Below are 20094 nucleotides of genomic sequence, written 5' to 3' on the forward strand. Positions count from 1 at the left end.
GACGAGACCGGCCGGCCCGTGATGCCGGCCCGCAAGGGAGAGCTTTTGTGACCCGTTCCCAATCCATCGGACGCGGTGCCGCCGCGTTGGCCGCACTTCTTCTGACGACCACCGTGCTGACCCCGGTTCCGGCCGCCGCGCAAACGGCAGCCCCGGTGACCCTCGACACCCTCACCATCAACGCGCAAGGCGCCGGCTCCCCGACCGCCCCGTCCGCCGAGCAGGCGCGCGACGACCTGAACCGCACGGCCGGCTCCGTCGGCTTCATCGATGCCGAGGCCTACAAGGGCCAGCATGCCAAGGATCTGCGCGACGTCCTCAAGGACACGCCCGGCGTCTTCGTCGAAAGCCGCTATGGCCAGGAGGTCCGCCTGTCGATGCGCGGCTCCGGCCTTGCCCGCGGCTACCATCTGCGGGGGATCGAGCTGCTGCAGGACGGCATTCCGGTCAACCTCGCCGACGGCAGCGGCGACTTCTACCAGATCGACCCGCTGGCCCTGCGCTATGCCGAAGTCTTCCGCGGCGGGAATGGGCTGGCTTACGGCTCCTCGACCCTCGGCGGCGCCATCAATTTCGTGACGCCGACCGCCCGCACCGCCGTCGCGCCCAACGTCCTGCGGGTGGAGGGGAGCAGCTATGGCGCGGCCACCGCCAGCGGCCAGGTTTCCCGCGTGATCGGCGACGCCGACTATCTGATCAGCGGCACCTTGGCCCATTCCGACGGCTATCGCGACCATTCGGAAGGACAGGGCGAACTGCTGAACGCCAATGTCGGCTACCGCTTCAACCCGACTGTCGAGACCCGCTTCTACGCCGGCGCCTATGTCGTCGACCAGAAGCTGCCCGGCGCGCTGAGCCTGGGCGATGCCTTGAACCGGCCGCGCTCCGCCGCGGCGGCGGCGCTGTCGGGCGACCAGTCGCGCATGACCTGGACCGAACGGCTGGCCAACCGCACCACCATCCATCTCGACGGTGGACAGCTGGACATCGACAGCTGGGGGATTCACAAGAAGCTGTTCCATCCGATCTTCCAGGTCATCGACCAGGACGGCTGGACCTACGGCATCGGCACCCGCTACACGACGTCCTTCACCGTGGGCGGGCTGCGCGACGAGCTGACCGTCGGCTTGCGGGCCTATGCCGGCACCAACAAGGCGCTTCAGTTCGTCAATGTGAAGGGCAGCCGCGGCGCCCAGACCGCCGACACCCGCCAGGAGGCCCGGAATTACGAGGGTTACCTCGAAAACCGGCTCAATGTCATGCCCACCCTGGCGGTGATGACCGGGGCCAAGATGCTGCGCAACGAGCGCAGCTTCACCGACCATTGGAACCCGCGGCGCACCTCCGACCGCACCTATGACGGGTTCAACCCCAAGCTCGGCCTGTTGTGGGAGCCGCTGCCGGACGTGCAGGTCTTTGCCGACGTCACCCGCAGCATGGACGTGCCGGACTTCAGCGACCTCACCCAGACCCAGGTGAACGGCAATCCCGCCTTCGTGCCGCTGCAGGCGCAACGGGCCTGGACGGCGGAGGTGGGGACGCGCGGGCAGAAGGGGCGTTTCGCCTGGGACGCCACGCTGTACCGCTCCCAGGTGAAGGGGGAGATGCTGCAGTTCACCACCAATCCCAGCATCCCGGCCGCCACCTTCAATGCCGACCGCACCGTGCACCAGGGCCTGGAACTGGGCGTCAAGGTCGAGGTCGCCAGCAACATCACCGGCCCCACGGCCGGCGACAAGCTCATCGTCGGACAGCTGTGGAACCACAACGACTTCCACTTCCGCAATGACCGGCAATACGGCAACAACAGCATCGCCGGCGTGCCGAAGAACGTGCTGCGGACGTCCCTGTCCTACACGCGGCCGGACGGCTTCTATGTGACGCCGACCGTGGACTGGGTGCCGCAGGGCGCCTGGGCCGATCAGGCGAACACGCTGCGGGCGCCGGGCTACACGCTGTTGGGCGTCCAGACCGGAATGGAGGTGAAGGACGGGGTCCTGCTGTTCGTCGACGCGCGCAATCTGACGGACAAGCGCTACGTCAGCGACATCGGTACCATCACGGACGCCCGCCGCGCCGGCACCCAGATCTTCTATCCGGGTGAGGGGCGTACCGTCTACGCCGGCCTCCGCGCCGCCTTCTGAGCGGGAGCGCGCCTCCACGGTCCACCGGGTCAAAGCGTCGCTGCCGCTGAACCGCACCGTCACCCGCTCGATCAGCGGGTGCAGCCGGTCACACGCTTCGATCCGGTGCTCCTGCTACGGCGGGACTCGAAAGACGGGCCATGCGTCAGACGCATTGCGCACAATTAGATTACGCACTGCCAAATTCATTGCGCGCAATCGAATTGTGCGCGATAGTCAGTCCCACGAGATCGACGGGCGCCGGTCAAGGCCGCCGCCCCGGAAACAAACTCAATGAAGGAGCACACGCCATGAAGACCCTCTATTCGACCAAGGTGACCGCAACCGGTGGCCGTGACGGCAAGGCCGTCAGCGAGGATGGACTGCTGTCGGTCGCACTGGCCGCGCCGAAGGAACTGGGCGGCCAGGGCGGCGCCACCAACCCGGAACAGCTGTTCGCCGCCGGCTATTCGGCCTGCTTCATCGGTGCCATCAAGTTCGTCGGCAACCGTGACAAGATCGCCGTTCCGGCCGATCTGACGGTGAACGCCACGGTCGGCATCGGCGCCCGCGACGACGGCGAGGGCTTCGGCCTGACGGTCGATTTCGTGGTCTCGCTGCCGGGCATGGACAAGGCCGCGGCCGAGGATCTGCTGGCCCGCGCCCACAAGGTCTGCCCTTACAGCCACGCCACCAAGGGCAACATCCCGGTCACCACGACGGTCGCCTAAGGGCATCGTCAGAGGCGAGAAGCCTTCGGCATTGCGCCGCCGGGCTGTTGCGCGCGATTGTGCAGGTTGCACGATCGACCGACGCGCGGCATCCCGGCGGCGCGCCGCATTTGCAAGGTTCACCCATCATGGCAGCCGACAAGGACGACCCGCTTCTGCTTTCCAACCAGGCGTGCTTCGCGCTCTATTCGGCCAATCTGGCGATGAGCCGCGTCTACCGCCCGATGCTGGAGCAGCTTGGCCTGACTTATCCGCAGTATCTCATCATGCTGCTGCTGTGGGAGCAGGACGGACAGTCGATGAAGCTGCTGGGCGAGCGGCTGGGGCTGGACAGCGGCACGCTGACCCCGCTGCTGAAGCGAATGGAAGGGCAGGGGCTTCTCACCCGCGCCCGCGATCCGCAGGATGAACGGCTGGTCCGCGTCGGCCTGACCGCCGAGGGGGCGGCTCTGCGCGGCAAGGCCGAATGCCTGCCGACGCGCATCGCCGCCGCCGCCGGCAGTTCGGCCGGGGAACTGATGTCGCTCCGCGATGCGCTGCTGCGGTTGCGCGACGACCTGAACCGGGCCGCCGATCAGGGCTGAACGGATGGGGGTGAGCGGGCCGGCTCGCACGAAAGGGGCTGGAAATCCGCGGCGGGAGGGCCTCTTCTATTCGGCCGCTCTCCTGATCGAAGGTTCCCGCCGTGAGCCCTGCATTGACTGACGACCGTCTCCGCATCCGCCCGGCCGATGCCGACGACGCCCCGGAACTGGCGCGGCTGATCGACATTGCCGGGGGCGGTGTCTACGAATTTCTGCTCGACGGGCTGATGCCGGGAATGACCGCGACGGAGATTCTGGTGCCGGGATTGGCCGGGCGCAGCGGGTCGCTGTCGCACCGGCAAAGCGGGGTGGCGGAACTGGACGGGCAGGTGGTCGGCGTCGCCCACGGCTATCCCACCGACTGGATCCGAACGGAGGATTACAGCGGCCTGCCGCCCGACCGGGTCGCCCATATGGCCGAATTCACCGAGACGCTGGACTGGGGCAGCTATTTCCTGTCGGCGCTGGCGGTCGATCCGGACCTGCGGCGGCAGGGCATCGCCGGGCGGCTGCTCGGCTGGTTCTACGAGCGGGCGCGGACCGGCGGCTTCGACCGCGTCACTCTGCATGTCTGGGCTGACAACGAGGCCGCCCGCCGTCTCTATGCCGGCGAGGGGTTCGAGGAGATCGGCCGCGCCGGCATCCCCTGGCACCCCCGCCTGCCGCACCAGGGCGGCAGCATCCTGATGCGGCGTTATTTGTGAGCGGCGACCTGCGGCACCGCCTTTTCGGCTGACAGCTCGTCGATCCGGCGCACGACCAGCTCCGGGTCGGCGTAATGCACCATGTGGCCGGAGTCCGGCACCCAATGCAGGGTGCTGTCGGGCAGGACATGGTGAAGCCGGCCGCTTTGTTCCTCCTGCGATACCACCCGGTCATGATGCCCGGCGAAGATCGCCACCGGGACCGTTACCCCGGCATAGCGGTGCTGCAGCCGCTCGGCGGCGGGCACCATGGTGACGCCGTCCTGGGCGTTGGCGCGCAACTGGCCCGGCCGGATCGTCAGGGCGGCGGGGAAGCTCTCCGTCAGGTGGTCCGGCACCGGCCGCGGCGAGAACAGCGTCTTCAGTAGCCCCGGCATCATTGCCTTGGAGACCGGCGGCGACAGGGTGTGGCGCAGCAGGCCGCCCAGCACCGGCATCGCCAATGGCGCCACCAGAACCGTGTCGACCCGCGTCGTCGGGAAGTAATAGCCGGCCAACAGCACCAGCCCCTTCACCGTCCGCGGATGGTCCAGCGCCAGCGCCAGGGCGACGAGGGTGGCGTAGGAATGCCCGACCACCACGGCGTTCTCGATCTCCAGGGCGGCGAAGGCCTGGGCCAGCAGGTCGGCCTGATCCTCCGGTGTCCAGTCGCGGTCATGGGGGCGATCGCTGTGGCCCATGCCCGGGCGGTCGAAGGCGATCACCCGGTGATTCGGCGCCAGCCGCTGGAACAGGCCGCTCGCCAGCGAATCGCCGAGGGCGGAGACGTTGCCGTGCAGCAGCACGACCGGCGGACCTTCGCCGGCCTCCATGTAATGCAGGCGGACGCCGTCGACGGTCAGGAAGCGGCCTTCCGGCGGATAGCGGCGCTCGGCCGCGCGTGCCGCCAGGGTATTGGCGACGGCCAGCCCGCCCAGCGCCAGCGCGGTGAGGCCCAGGGTCTTGAGCATGGTGGAGTGGCTGTCGGTCATGGCGGTCGTCCTCTCAAGGCTGGTGCTGCGGCGCAGCATCATGAGGGGACAACCGGGCGGCGGGGGAAGGGTTCCCGGGGGGAAGCAGTCGCGTCCCCCGGAACCCTTCCCCTATCCGATCAGCGCTGAGACGGGAACAGGAAGCGCGCCTTCAGGGTGCCTTCGATGGCGCGCAGGTCGTTGACGACCTCCAGCTCGTCGACATCGCCGTTGACGTCCACCACCACATAGCCCAGCTCCGGATCGGTCTGGAGATACTGGGCGGCGATGTTCAGGTCACGGCCGGAGAACACCTCGTTCACCTTGCGCAGGATGCCCGGACGGTTCTCGTGGACGTGCAGGAAACGGGTGCAGCCGGACTGAACCGGCAGCGCCACCTGCGGGAAGTTGACCGCGCCGACGGTGGAGCCATTGTCCGAATATTCGAGGAGCTTCTGCGCCACCTCGGTGCCGATGTTGGCCTGGGCCTCCATCGTCGAGCCGCCGATGTGCGGGGTCAGGATGGCGGTCTTGATGCCGCGCAGCGCGCTCTGGAACTCGTCCTTGTCCGAACCGGGCTCGACCGGGAAGACGTCGATGGCGGCGCCCAGGACGTGGCCGGAGTTCATCGCGGCGGCCAGCGCCTCGATGTCCACCACCTGCCCGCGGGCGGCGTTGATCAGGTGGCTGCCCTTCTTCATGGCGGCCAGTTCACGCTCGCCGATCATGTTGCGGGTCTGCGGGGTGTCCGGCACATGCAGGGTCACCACGTCGGACACCGACAGCAGCTCCTCCAGCGAGTCGCAGGCGCGCGCATTGCCGAGAGCCAGCTTGCGCACGACGTCGTAGAAGCGGACCTGCATGCCCATGGCTTCCGCCAGGATCGACACCTGGGTGCCGATATGGCCGTAGCCGACGATGCCCAGCGTCTTGCCGCGGATCTCGTAAGAATCCTTGGCCGACTTCATCCAGCCGCCGCCATGGACCAGCTGCGACTTCTCGAAGATGCCGCGCATCAGCATGATGATCTCGCCGATCACCAGCTCCGCCACCGACCGGGTGTTGGAATAGGGGGCGTTGAACACCGGCACGCCCTGGCGGCGCGCAGCCTTCAGGTCGACCTGATTGGTGCCGATGCAGAAGCAGCCGACGGTGATCAGCTTGTTCGCCGCCTCCAGCACCTTGGCGGTCAGATGGGTGCGCGAGCGGATGCCCAGGATGTGGACCGAACCGATGCGCTCCAGCAGTTCGGACTCGTCCAGCGCGCGCGGCAGCCGCTCGACGGAGGCATAGCCGCCGCGGGCCAGCTCATCGATGGCGTTGTCGTGGACACCTTCCAGAAGGAGGATGTTGATCTTGTCCTTGGAGAGCGAGAGCTTGGTCACGGCCGGCATCCGTATCTGGGCATCGGATCTGTTCCGCATGGCCCGCCCACCGGGATACGGCGCGCACGGGCCTTCGGAAAAGCGAGCGCGCAAAGTAATACCAAAGCCATCCCTTGTCACCTGAGGGATGTTGCGCCGCGGCGTCCGTTTCCGCATGCCGGATTGGCGCGGCACGCGGGTTGGGTGTATCAGTCTGACCGCTCTTCAAACCGAGAAAGCAACCAAGGTCTGGAAGTCTGGCATGAGCGACGTGACGATCTATCACAACCCCCGCTGCAGCAAATCGCGCGAGACGCTGGAGCTTCTGCGGTCCCGCGGTGTGGAGCCGACGGTGATCGAGTATCTGAAGACCCCGCCCGGCCCGGCGGAGCTGTCGGCCATCCTCGCCAAGCTGGGCAAGGGGCCGCGCGACATCACCCGCGCCAAGGAAGCGGCGGAGGCAGGCCTGCCCAAGGATCTGGACGGAGAGGCGCTGATCGCCGCCCTGTCCGCCAATCCGGCCGCCATCGAGCGCCCGATCGTGGTGAAGGGCGACCGCGCCCGCGTCGGCCGTCCGCCGGAGTCGGTGCTGGACATCCTCTGACCCCTTTCCCGTTCCTGACCGGAGCCAGCGCCCCATGACCAGCAAGCCGACCAGCAAGCACACCGCCGCCGCAGCCGCCGCCGAGCTGTCGACCATCCGCGATTTCCTGCGCTACGGCGTCAGCCGCTTCAACGAGGCCGATCTGGATTACGGCCACGGCACCACCACGGCCTTCGACGAGGCGGTGTTCCTGGTGCTGGAGACGCTGCACCTGCCGGTCGACCAGCTCGACCCCTATCTGGACTCCCGGCTGACCGCGGCGGAGCGCGAGGCGGTGGCCGGCATCCTCCATGCCCGCATCGACACCCGCAAGCCGGCGCCCTACCTGCTGAACAAGGCCTATATCCAGGGCATCCCCTTCTATGTGGACGAGCGGGTGATCGTCCCGCGCTCCTACATCGGGGAGCTGCTGTTCTCCGACCTGTTCGGCGGCGACGATTTCACGCTGGTGGAGGATCCGACCTCGGTGGAGCGGGTGCTGGACCTGTGCACCGGTTCCGGCTGCCTCGCCATCCTGGCCGCCCGCATCTTCCCCGAGGCCCAGGTGGACGCCGTCGACCTGTCGCCCGACGCGCTGGAGGTGGCGAAGCGCAACGTCGCCGACAGCGGCTTCGAGGACCGCATCACCCTGCATCAGGGCGACCTGTTCGCTCCGCTGAAGACGCGCAAGTACGACGTCATCATCACCAACCCGCCCTATGTCGATGCCGAGTCGATGGACGCTTTGCCGCCGGAGTTCCGCGCCGAGCCGGAAATGGCGCTGGCCGGCGGCGACGACGGGCTGGACATCGTCCGCCGCATCCTGAAGGAAGCGCCCAAGCACCTGACCCCCGAAGGCGGTCTGCTGTGCGAGTTCGGCACCGGCCGCGAGATCCTGGAGGCGGAGTATCCGCATCTGGATTTCCTGTGGCTGCAGACCGCCAACAGCTTCGGCGAGGTGTTCTGGCTGACGCGGGAGCAGCTGAAGGCCGGGAAGTAAGGGGTATGGGGTGACTTCCACCCTTCCATATCTCTTGTCGGCGAACGGTTTCCCGGTAACAGTGCTGGGATGACCGTTCGCCTCCTGTTCCTTTCCCTGCTGGGTCTCCTTCTCGCGGCGATGCCGGCCGCGGCGCAGTCCAATGGCTGCGGCGGCTTTCCGCCGACCAAGCTGACGCTCGACACCGTGCTGGCGCCGATCAAGCGCGACGACAGCCTGTCGATCGCCCAGCTGACCCGGCTTCCGGGGCGGACGCCGGGGCCGGTCAGCACCACCGACAGTCATGTGCTGGGGCTGACCCAGGCGCGTTACGGCGAGCAGTCGCAGGTGCAGGCGCTGTTCAAGTCGATGGGCGACGGCACCTATTGCGCGTCGGCCAGCGCGCTGACCATCAGCTTCGGCTTCCAGCAGCGCATCGTCCATGTCGCCGGCGAGATCCCGGCCAATTCCTGCCTGCATGGCGAGGTTCTGGCCCATGAGATGCGTCATGTCGCGGTGGACGAGGCGCTGCTGAACGAGATGATGCCGCAGATCCGCAGCCGTCTGGAGCAGGTGATCGACGGGATGGCGCCGGTGCGCTCGCGCAGCCAGACCCAGGCAATGGCGGCGATCCGCCGTCCGCTCGAATCGGCGATGCGGCGGATCATGCAGGAGTTCGGCCGCGAGCGCGACCGCCGGCAGGCCAAGGTCGACACGGTGGAGGAGTATGAGCGGGTCAGCCGCGTCTGCAACGGCGAGGCCCGCGAGTATCTGCCGAAGCCGGCTGCGCGGCGGGCGATGCAGCGGGGCTGAGGGCGGTCAGCGCTTGCGCCGCCGCCGGTCGGTGGCATGGCCGTCGATGAACTCCGGCGGCTTGCGGCGGACCCAGCGGATGAAGGCGGCGATGTCGGGATGGCCGCGCAGCGCGTCGATCTCGTGATAGTGGTCGCGCAGCTGCTGTTCGGTCAGCACCGCGTGAATTTTCGCATGGCAGATGCGGTGCATCGTCACCGTTTCCCGGCCGCCGTAGGTGCGCGGGATCAGGTGGTGCTCGTTCAGGCTGGCGCCCGGCACCATCGGCCGGCCGCAGAGCGGGCAGGCGGGGCCGTCGGGCTGGGCCGCCGGCGCAGACTTGTGGGAAAACGGATAATCCGGAAGGCGCATATCTGTTGGAACCGCTGATCACTGCCCATGTTGGCAATCTAGGAGAGGCCATAATCGATATGGTCCGCAACCTCCAGGAGGCCACTGTGAACGATTCCAAATCACAGCCTCGTGACCAGACGCATGGCGGCGACAAGGCGGCCGTTACCCAGACCGCCGCCGGCCAGACAGCCGATTGCACACAGTACGGCCAGGCCGCCGGATCGCCCGGCGGGCGTGGCGGCACCAGCTGCTACGGCGGCATCCAGCGGGTCCAGCCGCGCACGGCGACCGCCGCGACGCCGTCCCCTGACAAGGACCGTTACGCCAAATAGAAAAGGGGGAGCCGCGCGAACGGCTCCCCCTTTTTTGCTGCCTGTCGAGCGTCAGGCTGCCTTCTTCTCGGCAATCAGCTGGACGAAGCGGTCGAACAGATAGTGGCTGTCCTGCGGGCCGGGCGAGGCTTCCGGGTGGTACTGCACCGAGAAGACCGGCTTGCCCTTCAGGCGGATGCCCTCGTTGGTGCCATCGAACAGGCTGACATGGGTGACCTCGGCGTCGGCCGGCAGGGTCTCCGGAACGACGACGAAGCCGTGGTTCTGGCTGGTGATCTCCACCCGGCCGGAGGCGAGGTCCTTGACCGGATGGTTGGCGCCACGGTGGCCCAGCGCCATCTTGGTGGTCTTGGCGCCCAGCGCCAGCGACAGCATCTGGTGGCCGAGGCAGATGCCGAACATCGGCACGCCGGTGTCGAGCAGGCCCTTGATCGTCGGCACGGCATATTCGCCGGTGGCGGCGGGGTCGCCGGGGCCGTTGGACAGGAAGACGCCGTCCGGCTGGTGGCGCATCACGTCCTCGACCGTGGCGGTGGAGGGAACCACCGTCACCTTGCAGCCGGCGGCGGCGAGGCAGCGCAGGATGTTGCGCTTGGCACCGTAATCGATGGCGACGACATGGTACTGCGGCTTGTCCTGGGTGGCGTAGCCACCGCCGATGGTCCAGCCGGCTTCGGTCCAGTCATAGGTCTGGCGGCAGGACACGTCCTTGGCCAGATCCATGCCTTCCAGACCCGGCCAGCCCTTGGCCTTGGCGACCAGCGCCTCGATGTCGAACTTGCCGTCCGGCGAATGGGCGACGACGCCGTTGGGCGCGCCCAGGTCGCGGATGCGGCGGGTCAGGCGGCGGGTGTCGACGCCGGCCAGACCGATGAGGCCGTAGCTCTTCAGCCAGTCGTCCAGGTGGCGGGTGGCGCGCCAGTTCGACGGGTCGGTGATGTCGGCGCGCAGGATCAGGCCGCGGGCGGCGGGCGTGACCGTCTCGATGTCTTCGGCGTTGGCGCCGGTGTTGCCGATGTGCGGGAAGGTGAAGGTGATGATCTGGCCGGCATAGCTGGGATCGGTCAGGATCTCCTGATAGCCGGTCATGGAGGTGTTGAAGCACACCTCGCCCACCGAATCCCCCGTGGCGCCGATGCCTCGGCCGCGGAACACCGTGCCGTCGGCCAGGACCAGGACGCCGGTGTGAACCGCATTGTCGGAGGGGGGAGTGGCGAGAGTCATTCCTGTGAACCTTCCCAAAAACCGCGGCCGGCGACGGATCGGGTGATCGGCGGAACGGCGACGGCCTAGCGTCCCGCCGGGCGCGCACACGCAACCGCTCGCACCCCATATCCGCCCTGGCGGGCGATGACGTGGGATCGAGTGGGCTGATCGGGTGGGCCGGACATCCTATATGACGATTGGCGGCCGGATTTCCAGCAATAGCTTTGCAAGGCGGCCCTGATCTGCGGACAAAGTCGGAGGGTTCCGGGCGGCCATTCGCCGGATGGGGCTTTTGCCATGGAAATCGACGGCCATTTTCGGAATAGTCGGCTGTCCGGCCGGAGCCTTTCGATCCCGGCCCGCTCCCGGCCCGACGAACCAAGGAAGACAGGACATGACGCTGCGCACGCAGTTCAACGACAGCCTTAAGGATGCGATGCGCGCGAAGGACCAGCGCGCGGTGTCCACCATCCGCATGATCCTCGCCGGCCTGAAGGACCGCGACATCGCCGCCCGCTCGCGCGGCGTGACCGACGGCATCGACGAGGCGGAGATCCTGTCGATGCTGCAGACACTGGTGAAGCAGCGCAACGAATCGGCGGGGCTGTACGATCAGGGCGGCCGTCCCGAACTGGCGCAGCAGGAGCGCGAGGAGATCGCCGTCATCGAACGCTTCCTGCCCAAGCAGATGAGCGAGGAGGAGTCCACGGCCGCCATCGACGCCATCGTGACCGAACTGGGCGCCTCCAGCATCAAGGACATGGGCAAGGTGATGGCCGAGCTGAAGGCCCGCCATGCCGGCCAGATGGACTTTGCCAAGGCCGGCGGTCTGGTGAAGGCCCGGTTGTCCGGGAAATAAGGGGCGCTGGCCGCCGCGGGGCGACTCAGGCTAGGCTTGAGGTCTGATGCGACCCGTGGCAGTCGGGCAGGAGGACGGTGGAATGGTCGCGGTCCGCAAATCCAGCTTTTCAGGCATGACCGTCGCGGAGTTCCTGGACTGGAACGGCGACGGCACCGACACGCGCTATGAGCTGGTGAACGGCGAACCGCGGGCCATGGCCCCGGCGAGCATCACCCATGGCATTCTGCAGAGCACCGTCGCCCGCCTGATCGGCAACCATCTGGCCGACCGCGCGCCCGGCTGCCATGTCGTGACCGCGCCGGGCGTGCAGCCCCGCGTCCGGTCCAGCCACAACATGCGCATCCCCGACCTGGGCGTGACCTGCGCCCCGGATGAACGGGGCCTGCGCACGCTGCCCGATCCGGTCCTGCTGATCGAGATCCTTTCGCCAAGCAACGAGGCCGAGACGTGGGAGAATGTCTGGACCTACACCACGCTGCCGTCGGTCCGCGAGATCCTGGTGCTGTGGACGGCCGGGGTCGGTGCGGAGCTTCTGCGGCGACAGGCGGATGGCAGCTGGCCGGAAAGTCCGCAGGTGATCGTCGGGGACGAGGTGCTGACTCTGGACAGCATCGGCTATCAGGCCCCGTTGCGGACGCTCTATGCCGGGACGCATCTCGTCACGCAGCCGGACTGACGCACTCCACTTGCGCCATCTGCACCCTTGGGGCCGGCGGCGCTGGTTCCCATACTATGCCTCTGCTATAGCCTAGCGCCCTTTGCCCATCCCTCCCCGGTGACCGTTCGACCATGGCTTTCCCGCCCCAATTCCTGGAAGAACTGCGCACCCGGCTGACATTGTCGGAAGTGGTTTCCAAGCGGCTGCGGCTGATCCGCGCCGGCCGCGAGTACAAGGCTCCCTGTCCCTTCCACAATGAGAAGTCGCCGTCCTTCTACGTCAACGACCAGAAGGGCTTCTTCCATTGCTTCGGCTGTGGCGCCCATGGCGACATCATCGGTTTCGTCATGCGCCACGACAACCTCGGCTTTCCCGATGCGGTCGAGCATTTGGCCGGCGAGGCCGGCTTGCCGGTTCCGCGTCCGACGGAGGAGGACCGGCAGCGCTACGAGCGGCGCAAGACCCTGCACGATCTCGTCGAGCAGGCGGCGCGCTGGTTCGAGCAGCAGTTGCACACGCCCGCCGGGCGGCCGGGGCTGGACTATTTCATGCGGCGCGGGCTGGACGGCGAGACCATCGCCCGCTTCCGGCTGGGCTATGCCCCCGGCGATTCGAACGCGCTGCGCACCTATCTTGGGAAGCAGGGTTTTTCCGACGAGGACATGGTCAATGCCGGGCTGCTGAAGCGGCCGGACGACGGCCGGGCGCCCTACAGCTTCTTCCGCAACCGCGTGATGTTCCCGGTCACCGACCGGCGCGGGCAGGTGGTCGCCTTCGGTGGGCGCATCCTGGAGGGCGACGGGCCGAAATACGTCAACACCGCCGACACCCCGCTCTTCCATAAGGGCACGCTGCTCTACGGCCTGTCGCGGGCACGGCAGGCGGCGGCGGACGGCAAGCCGGTGATCGTCGCCGAAGGCTATATGGATGTGATCGCGCTGGTCCGTGCCGGCTTCGAGGGCGCCGTGGCGCCGCTGGGCACCGCGCTGACCGAGACGCAGGTGCAGGAGCTGTGGAAGTTGATCCCGGCGGCGGAGAAGGTACCCTTCCTGTGCTTCGACGGCGACAATGCCGGCCGGCGCGCGGCATGGCGGGCGGTGGAGCGCATTTTGCCGCACCTCGCCCCCGGCCAGTCGGCCCGCGTCGCCTTCCTGCCGGAGGGCGAGGACCCCGACAGCCTGATCCGCGCCAGCGGCGCCAAGGCGATGGGGGCGGTGCTGGAGGCGGCCATCCCGCTGTCCGACGCCTTGTGGCGGATGGAGAGCGAGGGTCGGCCGACCGACACGCCGGAGGCCAAGGCCGCGGTGAAGGCGGCGCTGGAGGCCCGCGTCGCCACCATCGCCGACCGCGACGTCCAGAGCTTCTACCGCACCGAGATGCGCCGCCGCGTCGACGAGGCCTTCGCCCCGGTGCGCCAGGGCTACAATCGTGCCCCATGGGTGCCGGGGCAGGGGCGGGGCCGCTTCGGCGAGGCGCCGCGCCGCCATGTGCCGGGCACGCCGGGCCGCCTGACGTCGAAGCCGGTGGGGGAGGGGCGCGGCCGCGCCTCCCGCCTCGCCTCGATGCGCGAACGGATCCTGCTGGCGACGCTCATCAATCATCCGGAATTGTTCGGCGAACTGGCCGAGCCGCTGGGGCTGTTGCCGTTCGGTGACCCGGAGCTGGAAAAACTGCGCTGGGCGGTCATGGAATGCCTTTCCGACGACCGCAATCACGACTCGACACTTGACGCCGCTGCGCTTTGTCGCCACTTGTCATCCGCCGGCCATGAGACCATGGTCGGTGCTTTGCTAGGCGAGTCGACCTATGTCCATGCCGGCTTCGCCCGTCCTGATGCCTCCACGGAGGATGCCAGGAAGGGATGGTGGCCTGCGTGGCGGCATCTGCATCACGAGCGGGTGCTCGACGATCTTAGGGAAGCGAAGGCGGCTCTGACCCGTGACAACAGCGAGGCCAACTTCGCGAGGGTCGTGGCTCTTCAGCAGGAGGTCATAAGGTCCGGTCTGGGTAGTGCGGACGACAGTGACTTTGACGATGTCTGACGGTTGATGATCAATATCGTCGCCAATCGGGCATCGGTTGACGGGACACAGGGCAATAGGACGGGGCCGCATGACAGTTTCTGTGATGGCGGGTTCTGGGTAGATACATGGTTGGGGGTGGGGCGGACGGGCCGGGTAACCGGGACCGGACGCTCCTTTCGTCTTTATTCACTGGGGTAATGCGGGGGCACCGATCGCATGGCCACGAAAGCTGCGAACAGCGTGGAAGTTTCCGAAACGCGGGAGGAATCCGCAGACGGTCCTCTGATGGACGGCATGGGTTTGGCCGTCAAGAAGATGATCGCCCGCGGCAAGGAGCGCGGGTATGTCACCTATGACGAGCTGAACGCAGCGCTGCCGCAGGATTCGTCCTCGTCCGAGCAGATCGAAGACACGATGGCGATGCTGTCCGAAATGGGCATCAACATCGTCGAATCGGAAGAGCAGGATTCGGAGAACAGCGGCGAGGGGGCAGGCGAGGGCGAAGGCCGTTCGTCGGGCAATCTCGACGACGACGACATCGGTCGCACCGACGACCCCGTGCGCATGTATCTGCGCGAGATGGGTTCGGTGGAGCTGCTGTCGCGCGAAGGCGAAATCGCCATCGCCAAGCGGATCGAGGCCGGCCGCGAGATGATGATCGGCGCGATCTGCGAATCGCCCCTGACCATCCGCGCCATCCTGGAGTGGCATGATTCCCTGATGGAAGGGAAGATGCTGCTGCGCGACATCATCGATCTGGACGCCACCTATGGCGGCGGCCCGGACGGTGAGGAGATTCCGGAGGGGTTGGCCGAGGTGGTCGAAGCCGGCGGCGCCCCTGGTGCCGCCCCGGCCCCCGCCGCCGAAGCGCCGGCGGCCGAGGAGGACGGCGACGAGCCGCGTCCGCCGCGCGCCGAAGGCGAGGGCGAGGAGGGCGATGAAGGCGACGAGGGCGAGAACAGCCTGTCGCTGTCCGCGATGGAAGCCGCGCTGAAGCCGCAGGTCATCGAGACCTTCGAGAACATCAAGGCGACCTACGACAAGCTGCACAAGCTGCATGAGTCCCGGATGGCGGCGATGCAGCGCGGCGAGGACGTCGGCAAGCAGACGGACAAGAAGTACGACAAGCTGAAGCTCGAAATGGTCGAGCTGATGAACACCGTCCGCCTGAACAACCAGCGCATCGAACAACTGGTCGAGCAGCTCTATGGCCTGAACCGCAAGCTGACCGGCTTCGAAGGCCGCCTGCTGCGCATGGCGACCGAGTGCCGGGTGAAGCGCGAGGACTTCCTGAACCAGTATTTCGGCCACGAGCTGGATCCGAACTGGCTGGAGCGCATCCGCGGCCTGAACCCCAAGACCTGGGGCAAGTTCGCGGAGAAGTACGACGGCGACATCCGCAAGACGCGCGAGGCGATCTCCAACGTCGCCGAGGAAGCGCGCCTGCCGATCAACGAGTTCCGCCGCATCGTCTCCACCGTCCAGAAGGGCGAGAAGGAAGCGAGCCGGGCCAAGAAGGAGATGGTCGAGGCCAACCTGCGTCTCGTCATCTCGATCGCCAAGAAGTACACGAACCGCGGCCTGCAGTTCCTGGACCTGATCCAGGAGGGCAACATCGGCCTGATGAAGGCGGTGGACAAGTTCGAGTACCGGCGCGGCTACAAGTTTTCGACCTACGCCACCTGGTGGATTCGTCAGGCCATTACCCGCTCCATCGCGGACCAGGCGCGGACCATCCGCATCCCGGTCCACATGATCGAGACGATCAACAAGCTGGTCCGCACCAGCCGCCAGATGCTGCACGAGATCGGCCGTGAGCCGACCCCGGAAGAGCTGGCCGAGCGTCTGATGATGCCGCTGGAGAAGGTCCGCAAGGTCCTGAAGATCGCCAAGGAGCCGATCTCCCTCGAAACGCCGATCGGCGACGAGGAGGATTCGCATCTCGGCGATTTCATCGAGGACAAGAACGCGGTCCTTCCGCTGGATGCCGCCATCCAGGCGAACCTGCGCGAGACGACCACCCGTGTCCTGGCCTCGCTGACGCCGCGCGAGGAGCGTGTGCTGCGCATGCGCTTCGGCATCGGCATGAACACCGACCACACGCTGGAAGAGGTCGGCCAGCAGTTCAACGTGACCCGCGAGCGTATCCGGCAGATCGAGGCGAAGGCGCTGCGCAAGCTGAAGCACCCGTCGCGGTCGCGCAAGCTGCGCAGCTTCCTCGATACCTGATTGGGATACCTGATCCGGGAGCGTATCGTTCGAGACGAAGCGGGGGCCGATCGGCCCCCGTTTTCGTTTTCGGACCTCCGTGTCGGACCGACGAACGAGGGGTTGCATTTCCCCGAAGCTTTGTCGCAAAGTGCGCCCCGCGGTAGGGCCTGTAGTTCAGCGGTTAGAACGCGCCGCTCATAACGGTGTTGTCGTCGGTTCGAATCCGGCCGGGCCCACCACTCATTCCAGACGATTCCGACAGGCCGTCGGCCCTTCGTCCCCGTCGCGCATCGCGTCGGATAAGATACACCATCTCCTCGGACATGATCGGGCAGCCTTTCGGTTGGCCTGCGGCGGTTCGCCCCGCCCGCGTCGGTGACAATCTCACCGACGCGGGCGCGTGGCGGGGTGTATCGTTTCCGCAATGGGGAACGGGCGAAGGGAATCCGGACATGCGTCGGCTGCGGCTCGGTCTCGCGCTGCTCGTGATTCTCGGCGTCCTGGCCGGCGGAGCCTGGGCGTTGTGGCTGCGCCCGCTGGCGGTGCCAGTCGCGGCGGCGGAGGGCGACGTGCCTTTGGAGGTCTACGGCATCGGCACAGTTGAGGCGCGGGTGCGCTCGGCGGTCGGGCTGGAGGTCGCCGGCACGCTGACGGAGCTGTTCGCCGACCACGCCGACCGCGTGCCGCAGGGCGCTGTGCTCGCCCGTCTCGACACCCGCCAGCAGGACGCCCGCGTCGCCGAGGCCAAGGCCGCCGTCGGGCAGGCGCGGGCGGCGCGCGCCAGGGCGGAGGCCACCATCCTCAAGGCGCATTCACTGCTCGACAAGCGCCGGCAGGCCGCCGGACGACGGCAGCAACTGCTGGCCAAGGGCAGCGTGTCGGTGGAGGTGGCGGAGGACAGCGCCGCCGACCTGCGCGTCGCCGAAGCGGAATTGACGGTGGCGCAGTCCGACCTCGCGGTGGCGGAAGCCGCCGTTGCCGATTCCGAGGCGCGGCTGCGTTACGAATCCGCGCGGCTCGACCGCTACACGCTGACCGCTCCGTTCGACGCGTTGGTGATCGCCCGCCACAAGGAGCTGGGCGCCGCCGTCAATCCCGGCGAGCCGCTGTTCACCCTGATCGCCCCGGACAGCGTCTGGGCGCTGGTCCACATCGACGAGGCCTCGGCCGGCGGCCTCGTGGAAGGGCAGGTTGCGACGGTGCGGTTGCGTTCGCATCCCGGCGAGACCTTTCGGGCGCGCGTGACGCGCATCGAACTGGAAAGCGACCGCGTCACCGAGGAGCGGAAAGTCTATTTGAAATGCGAGGTCTGCCCGCCGCGCGTCTACCTCGCCGAACAGGTCGAGGCGACCATCGCGGTGGGCCGCCTGCCGCGCGCCGTGTTGGTGCCGCAGACGGCGATCGATCGCTTCGACGGAGCGAGCGGCACGGTGTGGACTGTCGAGGACGACCGCCTCGCCCGCCGCGCGCTGAGTTTCGGCCGGCGGACCCTGGATGGCCGGTTGGAGGTGACCGGAGGCCTGCCCGATGGCGCGCGGCCGGTGGTCGCCGCCGTGCCCGGCCTGCGCGAGGGCCGGCGTGCCGATCCGCTGGGGACGCCGCCATGAACCTCGCCCTGCGCGATGTCCGCCACAACCTCGGCCGCTTTCTGCTGACCTGTCTGGGGCTGAGCCTGCTGCTGGGCGTCGTGCTGTCGATGATCGGCATCTACCGTGGGCTGGTGGACGAGGCGCTGACCCTGGTGCGCGCGCCCGGCGCCGACATGTGGATCGTCGAATCCGGCACCCGCGGCCCGTTTGCCGAGGCCTCGCGCATTCCCGGCGACACGCGCGACGCGGTGGCGCGGTTGGCCGGGGTGGCGGCGGCGGGATCGCTCACCTTCCAGTCGGTGGAAACCGCACACCGGGGGCGGACGTTGCGCCTGTACGTGGTCGGCTACGAGCCGGGCCGGCCGGGTGAACCGAAACGCCTCGCCGCCGGGCGGCCGATCACCCGCAGCCACTATGAAATGCTCGCCGACCGCCGCGCCGGGCTGGAGATCGGCGAGCGGGTGCGGCTGGGGCGGGACTCCTACGAGGTGGTGGGGCTGACCGAGGGCATCGTCGCGTCGGGCGGCGATCCGGTGGTCCATCTGACGCTGAAGGACAGCCAGCGGCTGCAGTTCGAACTGGACCCGCCCGCCGCCCGGCGCGAATTGGCGCGCGGCGCCCGCCCGGCCGGTCTCGACACCGTGAACGCGGTGGTGGCGCGGCTGCTGCCCGGCGTGCCGGCGGCCGGCGTTGCGGCCGAGGCGGCACGCTGGAAACATCTCGGGGCGCTGACGCAGGAGGACCAGGAAGGGCTGCTGCTGAGATCGGTGGTCGAAAAGGCGCGGCGGCAGATCGGTCTGTTCACGGCGATCCTGCTGGCGGTTTCGGCCGTGGTGATCGCGCTGATCCTCTACACGCTGACCATGGACAAGGTGAAGGCCATCGCCACGCTCAAGCTCATCGGCGCGCCCGACCGCACCATCGTCGCCCTGATCGTGCAGCAGGCGCTCGCCATGGGGCTCATCGGCTGGGGCGCCGGCACGCTGCTCATTCTGCTCGCCAAGGATCACTTTCCGCGCCGCCTGCTGCTGCTGCCGGAGGACGCGCTGATGCTGGGCGCGGCGGTGCTGGTCCTGTGCGTGGCGGCGAGCGGGCTTGGCGTGCGCCTGGCGCTCAAGGTCGATCCGGCCACGGCGCTGGGAGGGTAGGGCGATGGCCGCGCCGCTCGTCGAGCTTCGGGGAATCGCCAAGACCTATGGCCGCGGCGAGACCGCCGTGCATGCGCTGAAGGACACCGACCTGCGGGTCTATCCGGGGCAGGTGGTCGGGCTGCTCGGCCCCAGCGGATCGGGCAAGACGACGCTGCTGAACCTGATCGGTTGCATCGTGGAGCCGACGCGGGGCCGCCTGGACCTCGACGGCGAGACGGTCTACGACGGCCGCTGGCTGCGATCCGACCTGCGCCGGCTGCGGCTGGAGAAGATCGGCTTCATCTTCCAGTTCCACAACCTGCTGCCGTTCCTCACCGCCGAGGAGAACGTCGCGGTCGCGCTCGACCTTGCCGGCGTTCCCGGCGCCGAGGCGCGGCGCCGTGCGCGGGCCTTGCTGGACTATCTGGAGGTGGGACACCGCGGCGCGACGCTGCCGTCGCGGCTGTCGGGCGGCGAGGCGCAGCGCGTCGCCATCGCCCGCGCGCTCGCCAATCGCCCGCGCATCATCCTGGCCGACGAGCCGACGGCGGCCCTGGACTCCGGGCGCGCCGCCATGGTGATGGACCTGCTGCGCCGGCTCGCCATCGAGCAGCAGGCGGCGATCCTGGTCGTCACGCACGACGAGACGATCTTCGGCCGTTTCGACGTCACGGTGACCTTGCGCGACGGACAGGTCGTCTCCAAAGGGTGAAAGATGCGGCGGGGGGCCACATCCGCATGATTGCCGCCATAGCCGAGGGCCGGGGGCTCTCCGCTTTTCCAGGGCAACTCCAGGGTGGGCATATCCCATCCGATCATCGACGCGGCCGGCCCTGAAGCCTTTTCGGCACAAGCGTGGCCGTACCGCATAAATTTTGCTGCAAGCCCGACAAAGTCTGGAATAAAGGATGCGCGGCG

At 67.9% G+C, this 20094-nt stretch carries 19 protein-coding genes and 1 tRNA gene; 16 read left to right on the forward strand and 4 right to left on the reverse strand.

Annotated elements, in window-relative coordinates; translation table 11 throughout:
• The first annotated feature begins 47 nt into the window (after nt 1-47).
• From ACCD06_RS08070 to ACCD06_RS08085, 4 genes are all read left to right on the forward strand, one after another.
• Nucleotides 48-2144 carry a TonB-dependent receptor family protein gene (locus tag ACCD06_RS08070; protein WP_413339946.1) on the forward strand — a complete coding sequence of 699 codons (2097 nt, stop codon included), beginning with the start codon at nt 48-50 and terminating at the stop codon, nt 2142-2144.
• Between the two features lie 290 nt (nt 2145-2434).
• Nucleotides 2435-2854 (forward strand): organic hydroperoxide resistance protein, encoded by a 420-nt coding sequence (locus ACCD06_RS08075; RefSeq protein ID WP_012973667.1) that lies wholly within the window; start codon nt 2435-2437, stop codon nt 2852-2854.
• 128 nt (nt 2855-2982) lie between these two features.
• Nucleotides 2983-3438, forward strand: a complete 456-nt coding sequence (locus ACCD06_RS08080) for a MarR family winged helix-turn-helix transcriptional regulator (protein ID WP_109074545.1) — start codon at nt 2983-2985, stop codon at nt 3436-3438.
• Nucleotides 3439-3551: 113 nt separating this feature from the next.
• The gene (locus ACCD06_RS08085; protein WP_413339949.1) at nt 3552-4142 is read left to right on the forward strand and encodes an N-acetyltransferase family protein; all 591 of its coding nucleotides are present in this window, start codon (nt 3552-3554) and stop codon (nt 4140-4142) included.
• Here the strand turns inward: ACCD06_RS08085 and ACCD06_RS08090 are convergent.
• Together ACCD06_RS08090 and serA are read right to left on the reverse strand one after the other, a co-directional pair.
• Nucleotides 4133-5113 carry an alpha/beta fold hydrolase gene (locus ACCD06_RS08090; RefSeq protein WP_413339951.1) on the reverse strand — a complete coding sequence of 327 codons (981 nt, stop codon included), beginning with the start codon at nt 5111-5113 and terminating at the stop codon, nt 4133-4135. The genes ACCD06_RS08085 and ACCD06_RS08090 overlap by 10 nt on opposite strands.
• Before the next feature lie 119 nt (nt 5114-5232).
• Entirely contained in the window at nt 5233-6477 is a 1245-nt protein-coding gene (serA, locus tag ACCD06_RS08095) for a phosphoglycerate dehydrogenase (RefSeq protein ID WP_413339953.1), read from the reverse strand.
• Between the two features lie 241 nt (nt 6478-6718).
• On the opposite strand from serA, the gene arsC reads away from it, so the two are divergent.
• From arsC to ACCD06_RS08110, 3 genes are all read left to right on the forward strand, one after another.
• On the forward strand, nt 6719-7060 hold the full coding sequence (arsC, locus tag ACCD06_RS08100; RefSeq protein WP_109074543.1) for an arsenate reductase (glutaredoxin): 342 nt from the start codon (nt 6719-6721) through the stop codon (nt 7058-7060).
• A 34-nt stretch (nt 7061-7094) separates the two neighbouring features.
• Nucleotides 7095-8039, forward strand: coding sequence for a 50S ribosomal protein L3 N(5)-glutamine methyltransferase (prmB, locus tag ACCD06_RS08105; protein WP_109074542.1), 945 nt, complete (start codon nt 7095-7097; stop codon nt 8037-8039).
• A 69-nt stretch (nt 8040-8108) separates the two neighbouring features.
• Complete coding sequence (locus ACCD06_RS08110; RefSeq protein WP_413339956.1) at nt 8109-8831, forward strand: hypothetical protein; 723 nt, start codon at nt 8109-8111, stop codon at nt 8829-8831.
• Between the two features lie 6 nt (nt 8832-8837).
• Here the strand turns inward: ACCD06_RS08110 and ACCD06_RS08115 are convergent, their stop codons facing one another.
• Entirely contained in the window at nt 8838-9182 is a 345-nt protein-coding gene (locus tag ACCD06_RS08115) for an HNH endonuclease (RefSeq protein ID WP_109151515.1), read from the reverse strand.
• Nucleotides 9183-9268: 86 nt separating this feature from the next.
• Here ACCD06_RS08115 and ACCD06_RS08120 point away from each other — a divergent pair, with 86 nt between their 5' ends.
• Entirely contained in the window at nt 9269-9496 is a 228-nt protein-coding gene (locus tag ACCD06_RS08120) for a hypothetical protein (RefSeq protein ID WP_136705397.1), read from the forward strand.
• Nucleotides 9497-9547: 51 nt separating this feature from the next.
• Here the strand turns inward: ACCD06_RS08120 and carA are convergent, their stop codons facing one another.
• Complete coding sequence (carA, locus tag ACCD06_RS08125; RefSeq protein WP_413339959.1) at nt 9548-10720, reverse strand: glutamine-hydrolyzing carbamoyl-phosphate synthase small subunit; 1173 nt, start codon at nt 10718-10720, stop codon at nt 9548-9550.
• 376 nt (nt 10721-11096) lie between these two features.
• Here carA and ACCD06_RS08130 point away from each other — a divergent pair, with 376 nt between their 5' ends.
• The 8 genes from ACCD06_RS08130 (at nt 11097) to ACCD06_RS08165 (ending at nt 19888) form a co-directional block, all read left to right on the forward strand.
• Nucleotides 11097-11561, forward strand: a complete 465-nt coding sequence (locus tag ACCD06_RS08130) for a GatB/YqeY domain-containing protein (protein ID WP_413339961.1) — start codon at nt 11097-11099, stop codon at nt 11559-11561.
• Between the two features lie 82 nt (nt 11562-11643).
• On the forward strand, nt 11644-12240 hold the full coding sequence (locus ACCD06_RS08135; protein ID WP_413339962.1) for a Uma2 family endonuclease: 597 nt from the start codon (nt 11644-11646) through the stop codon (nt 12238-12240).
• Between the two features lie 113 nt (nt 12241-12353).
• Nucleotides 12354-14264 (forward strand): DNA primase, encoded by a 1911-nt coding sequence (dnaG, locus tag ACCD06_RS08140; protein ID WP_413339964.1) that lies wholly within the window; start codon nt 12354-12356, stop codon nt 14262-14264.
• 198 nt (nt 14265-14462) lie between these two features.
• Nucleotides 14463-16475 (forward strand): RNA polymerase sigma factor RpoD, encoded by a 2013-nt coding sequence (gene rpoD, locus ACCD06_RS08145; protein WP_109074534.1) that lies wholly within the window; start codon nt 14463-14465, stop codon nt 16473-16475.
• Between the two features lie 145 nt (nt 16476-16620).
• Nucleotides 16621-16696: transfer RNA gene (locus ACCD06_RS08150), tRNA-Ile, on the forward strand.
• 213 nt (nt 16697-16909) lie between these two features.
• On the forward strand, nt 16910-18064 hold the full coding sequence (locus ACCD06_RS08155; RefSeq protein ID WP_413339966.1) for an efflux RND transporter periplasmic adaptor subunit: 1155 nt from the start codon (nt 16910-16912) through the stop codon (nt 18062-18064).
• Nucleotides 18061-19194, forward strand: a complete 1134-nt coding sequence (locus ACCD06_RS08160) for an ABC transporter permease (RefSeq protein WP_413339968.1) — start codon at nt 18061-18063, stop codon at nt 19192-19194. The genes ACCD06_RS08155 and ACCD06_RS08160 overlap by 4 nt, the downstream gene beginning before the upstream one ends.
• A gap of 4 nt (nt 19195-19198) precedes the next feature.
• Complete coding sequence (locus ACCD06_RS08165) at nt 19199-19888, forward strand: ABC transporter ATP-binding protein (RefSeq protein ID WP_109074532.1); 690 nt, start codon at nt 19199-19201, stop codon at nt 19886-19888.
• Nucleotides 19889-20094 lie beyond the last annotated feature (206 nt).

The organism is Azospirillum sp. CT11-132 (assembly GCF_047302835.1).
Taxonomy (GTDB): domain Bacteria; phylum Pseudomonadota; class Alphaproteobacteria; order Azospirillales; family Azospirillaceae; genus Azospirillum.

Bases quoted from the DNA above. Each gene is read 5' to 3' on its own strand.
- ACCD06_RS08115 (WP_109151515.1), bottom strand. From the start codon at position 9,182: ATGCGCCTTCCGGATTATCCGTTTTCCCACAAGTCTGCGCCGGCGGCC.
- ACCD06_RS08165 (WP_109074532.1), top strand. From the start codon at position 19,199: ATGGCCGCGCCGCTCGTCGAGCTTCGGGGAATCGCCAAGACCTATGGC.
- prmB (WP_109074542.1), top strand. From the start codon at position 7,095: ATGACCAGCAAGCCGACCAGCAAGCACACCGCCGCCGCAGCCGCCGCC.
- ACCD06_RS08135 (WP_413339962.1), top strand. From the start codon at position 11,644: ATGGTCGCGGTCCGCAAATCCAGCTTTTCAGGCATGACCGTCGCGGAG.
- ACCD06_RS08110 (WP_413339956.1), top strand. From the start codon at position 8,109: ATGACCGTTCGCCTCCTGTTCCTTTCCCTGCTGGGTCTCCTTCTCGCG.
- dnaG (WP_413339964.1), top strand. From the start codon at position 12,354: ATGGCTTTCCCGCCCCAATTCCTGGAAGAACTGCGCACCCGGCTGACA.
- arsC (WP_109074543.1), top strand. From the start codon at position 6,719: ATGAGCGACGTGACGATCTATCACAACCCCCGCTGCAGCAAATCGCGC.
- ACCD06_RS08155 (WP_413339966.1), top strand. From the start codon at position 16,910: ATGCGTCGGCTGCGGCTCGGTCTCGCGCTGCTCGTGATTCTCGGCGTC.
- ACCD06_RS08130 (WP_413339961.1), top strand. From the start codon at position 11,097: ATGACGCTGCGCACGCAGTTCAACGACAGCCTTAAGGATGCGATGCGC.
- rpoD (WP_109074534.1), top strand. From the start codon at position 14,463: ATGGCCACGAAAGCTGCGAACAGCGTGGAAGTTTCCGAAACGCGGGAG.
- ACCD06_RS08075 (WP_012973667.1), top strand. From the start codon at position 2,435: ATGAAGACCCTCTATTCGACCAAGGTGACCGCAACCGGTGGCCGTGAC.
- ACCD06_RS08080 (WP_109074545.1), top strand. From the start codon at position 2,983: ATGGCAGCCGACAAGGACGACCCGCTTCTGCTTTCCAACCAGGCGTGC.
- ACCD06_RS08090 (WP_413339951.1), bottom strand. From the start codon at position 5,113: ATGACCGACAGCCACTCCACCATGCTCAAGACCCTGGGCCTCACCGCG.
- carA (WP_413339959.1), bottom strand. From the start codon at position 10,720: ATGACTCTCGCCACTCCCCCCTCCGACAATGCGGTTCACACCGGCGTC.
- ACCD06_RS08160 (WP_413339968.1), top strand. From the start codon at position 18,061: ATGAACCTCGCCCTGCGCGATGTCCGCCACAACCTCGGCCGCTTTCTG.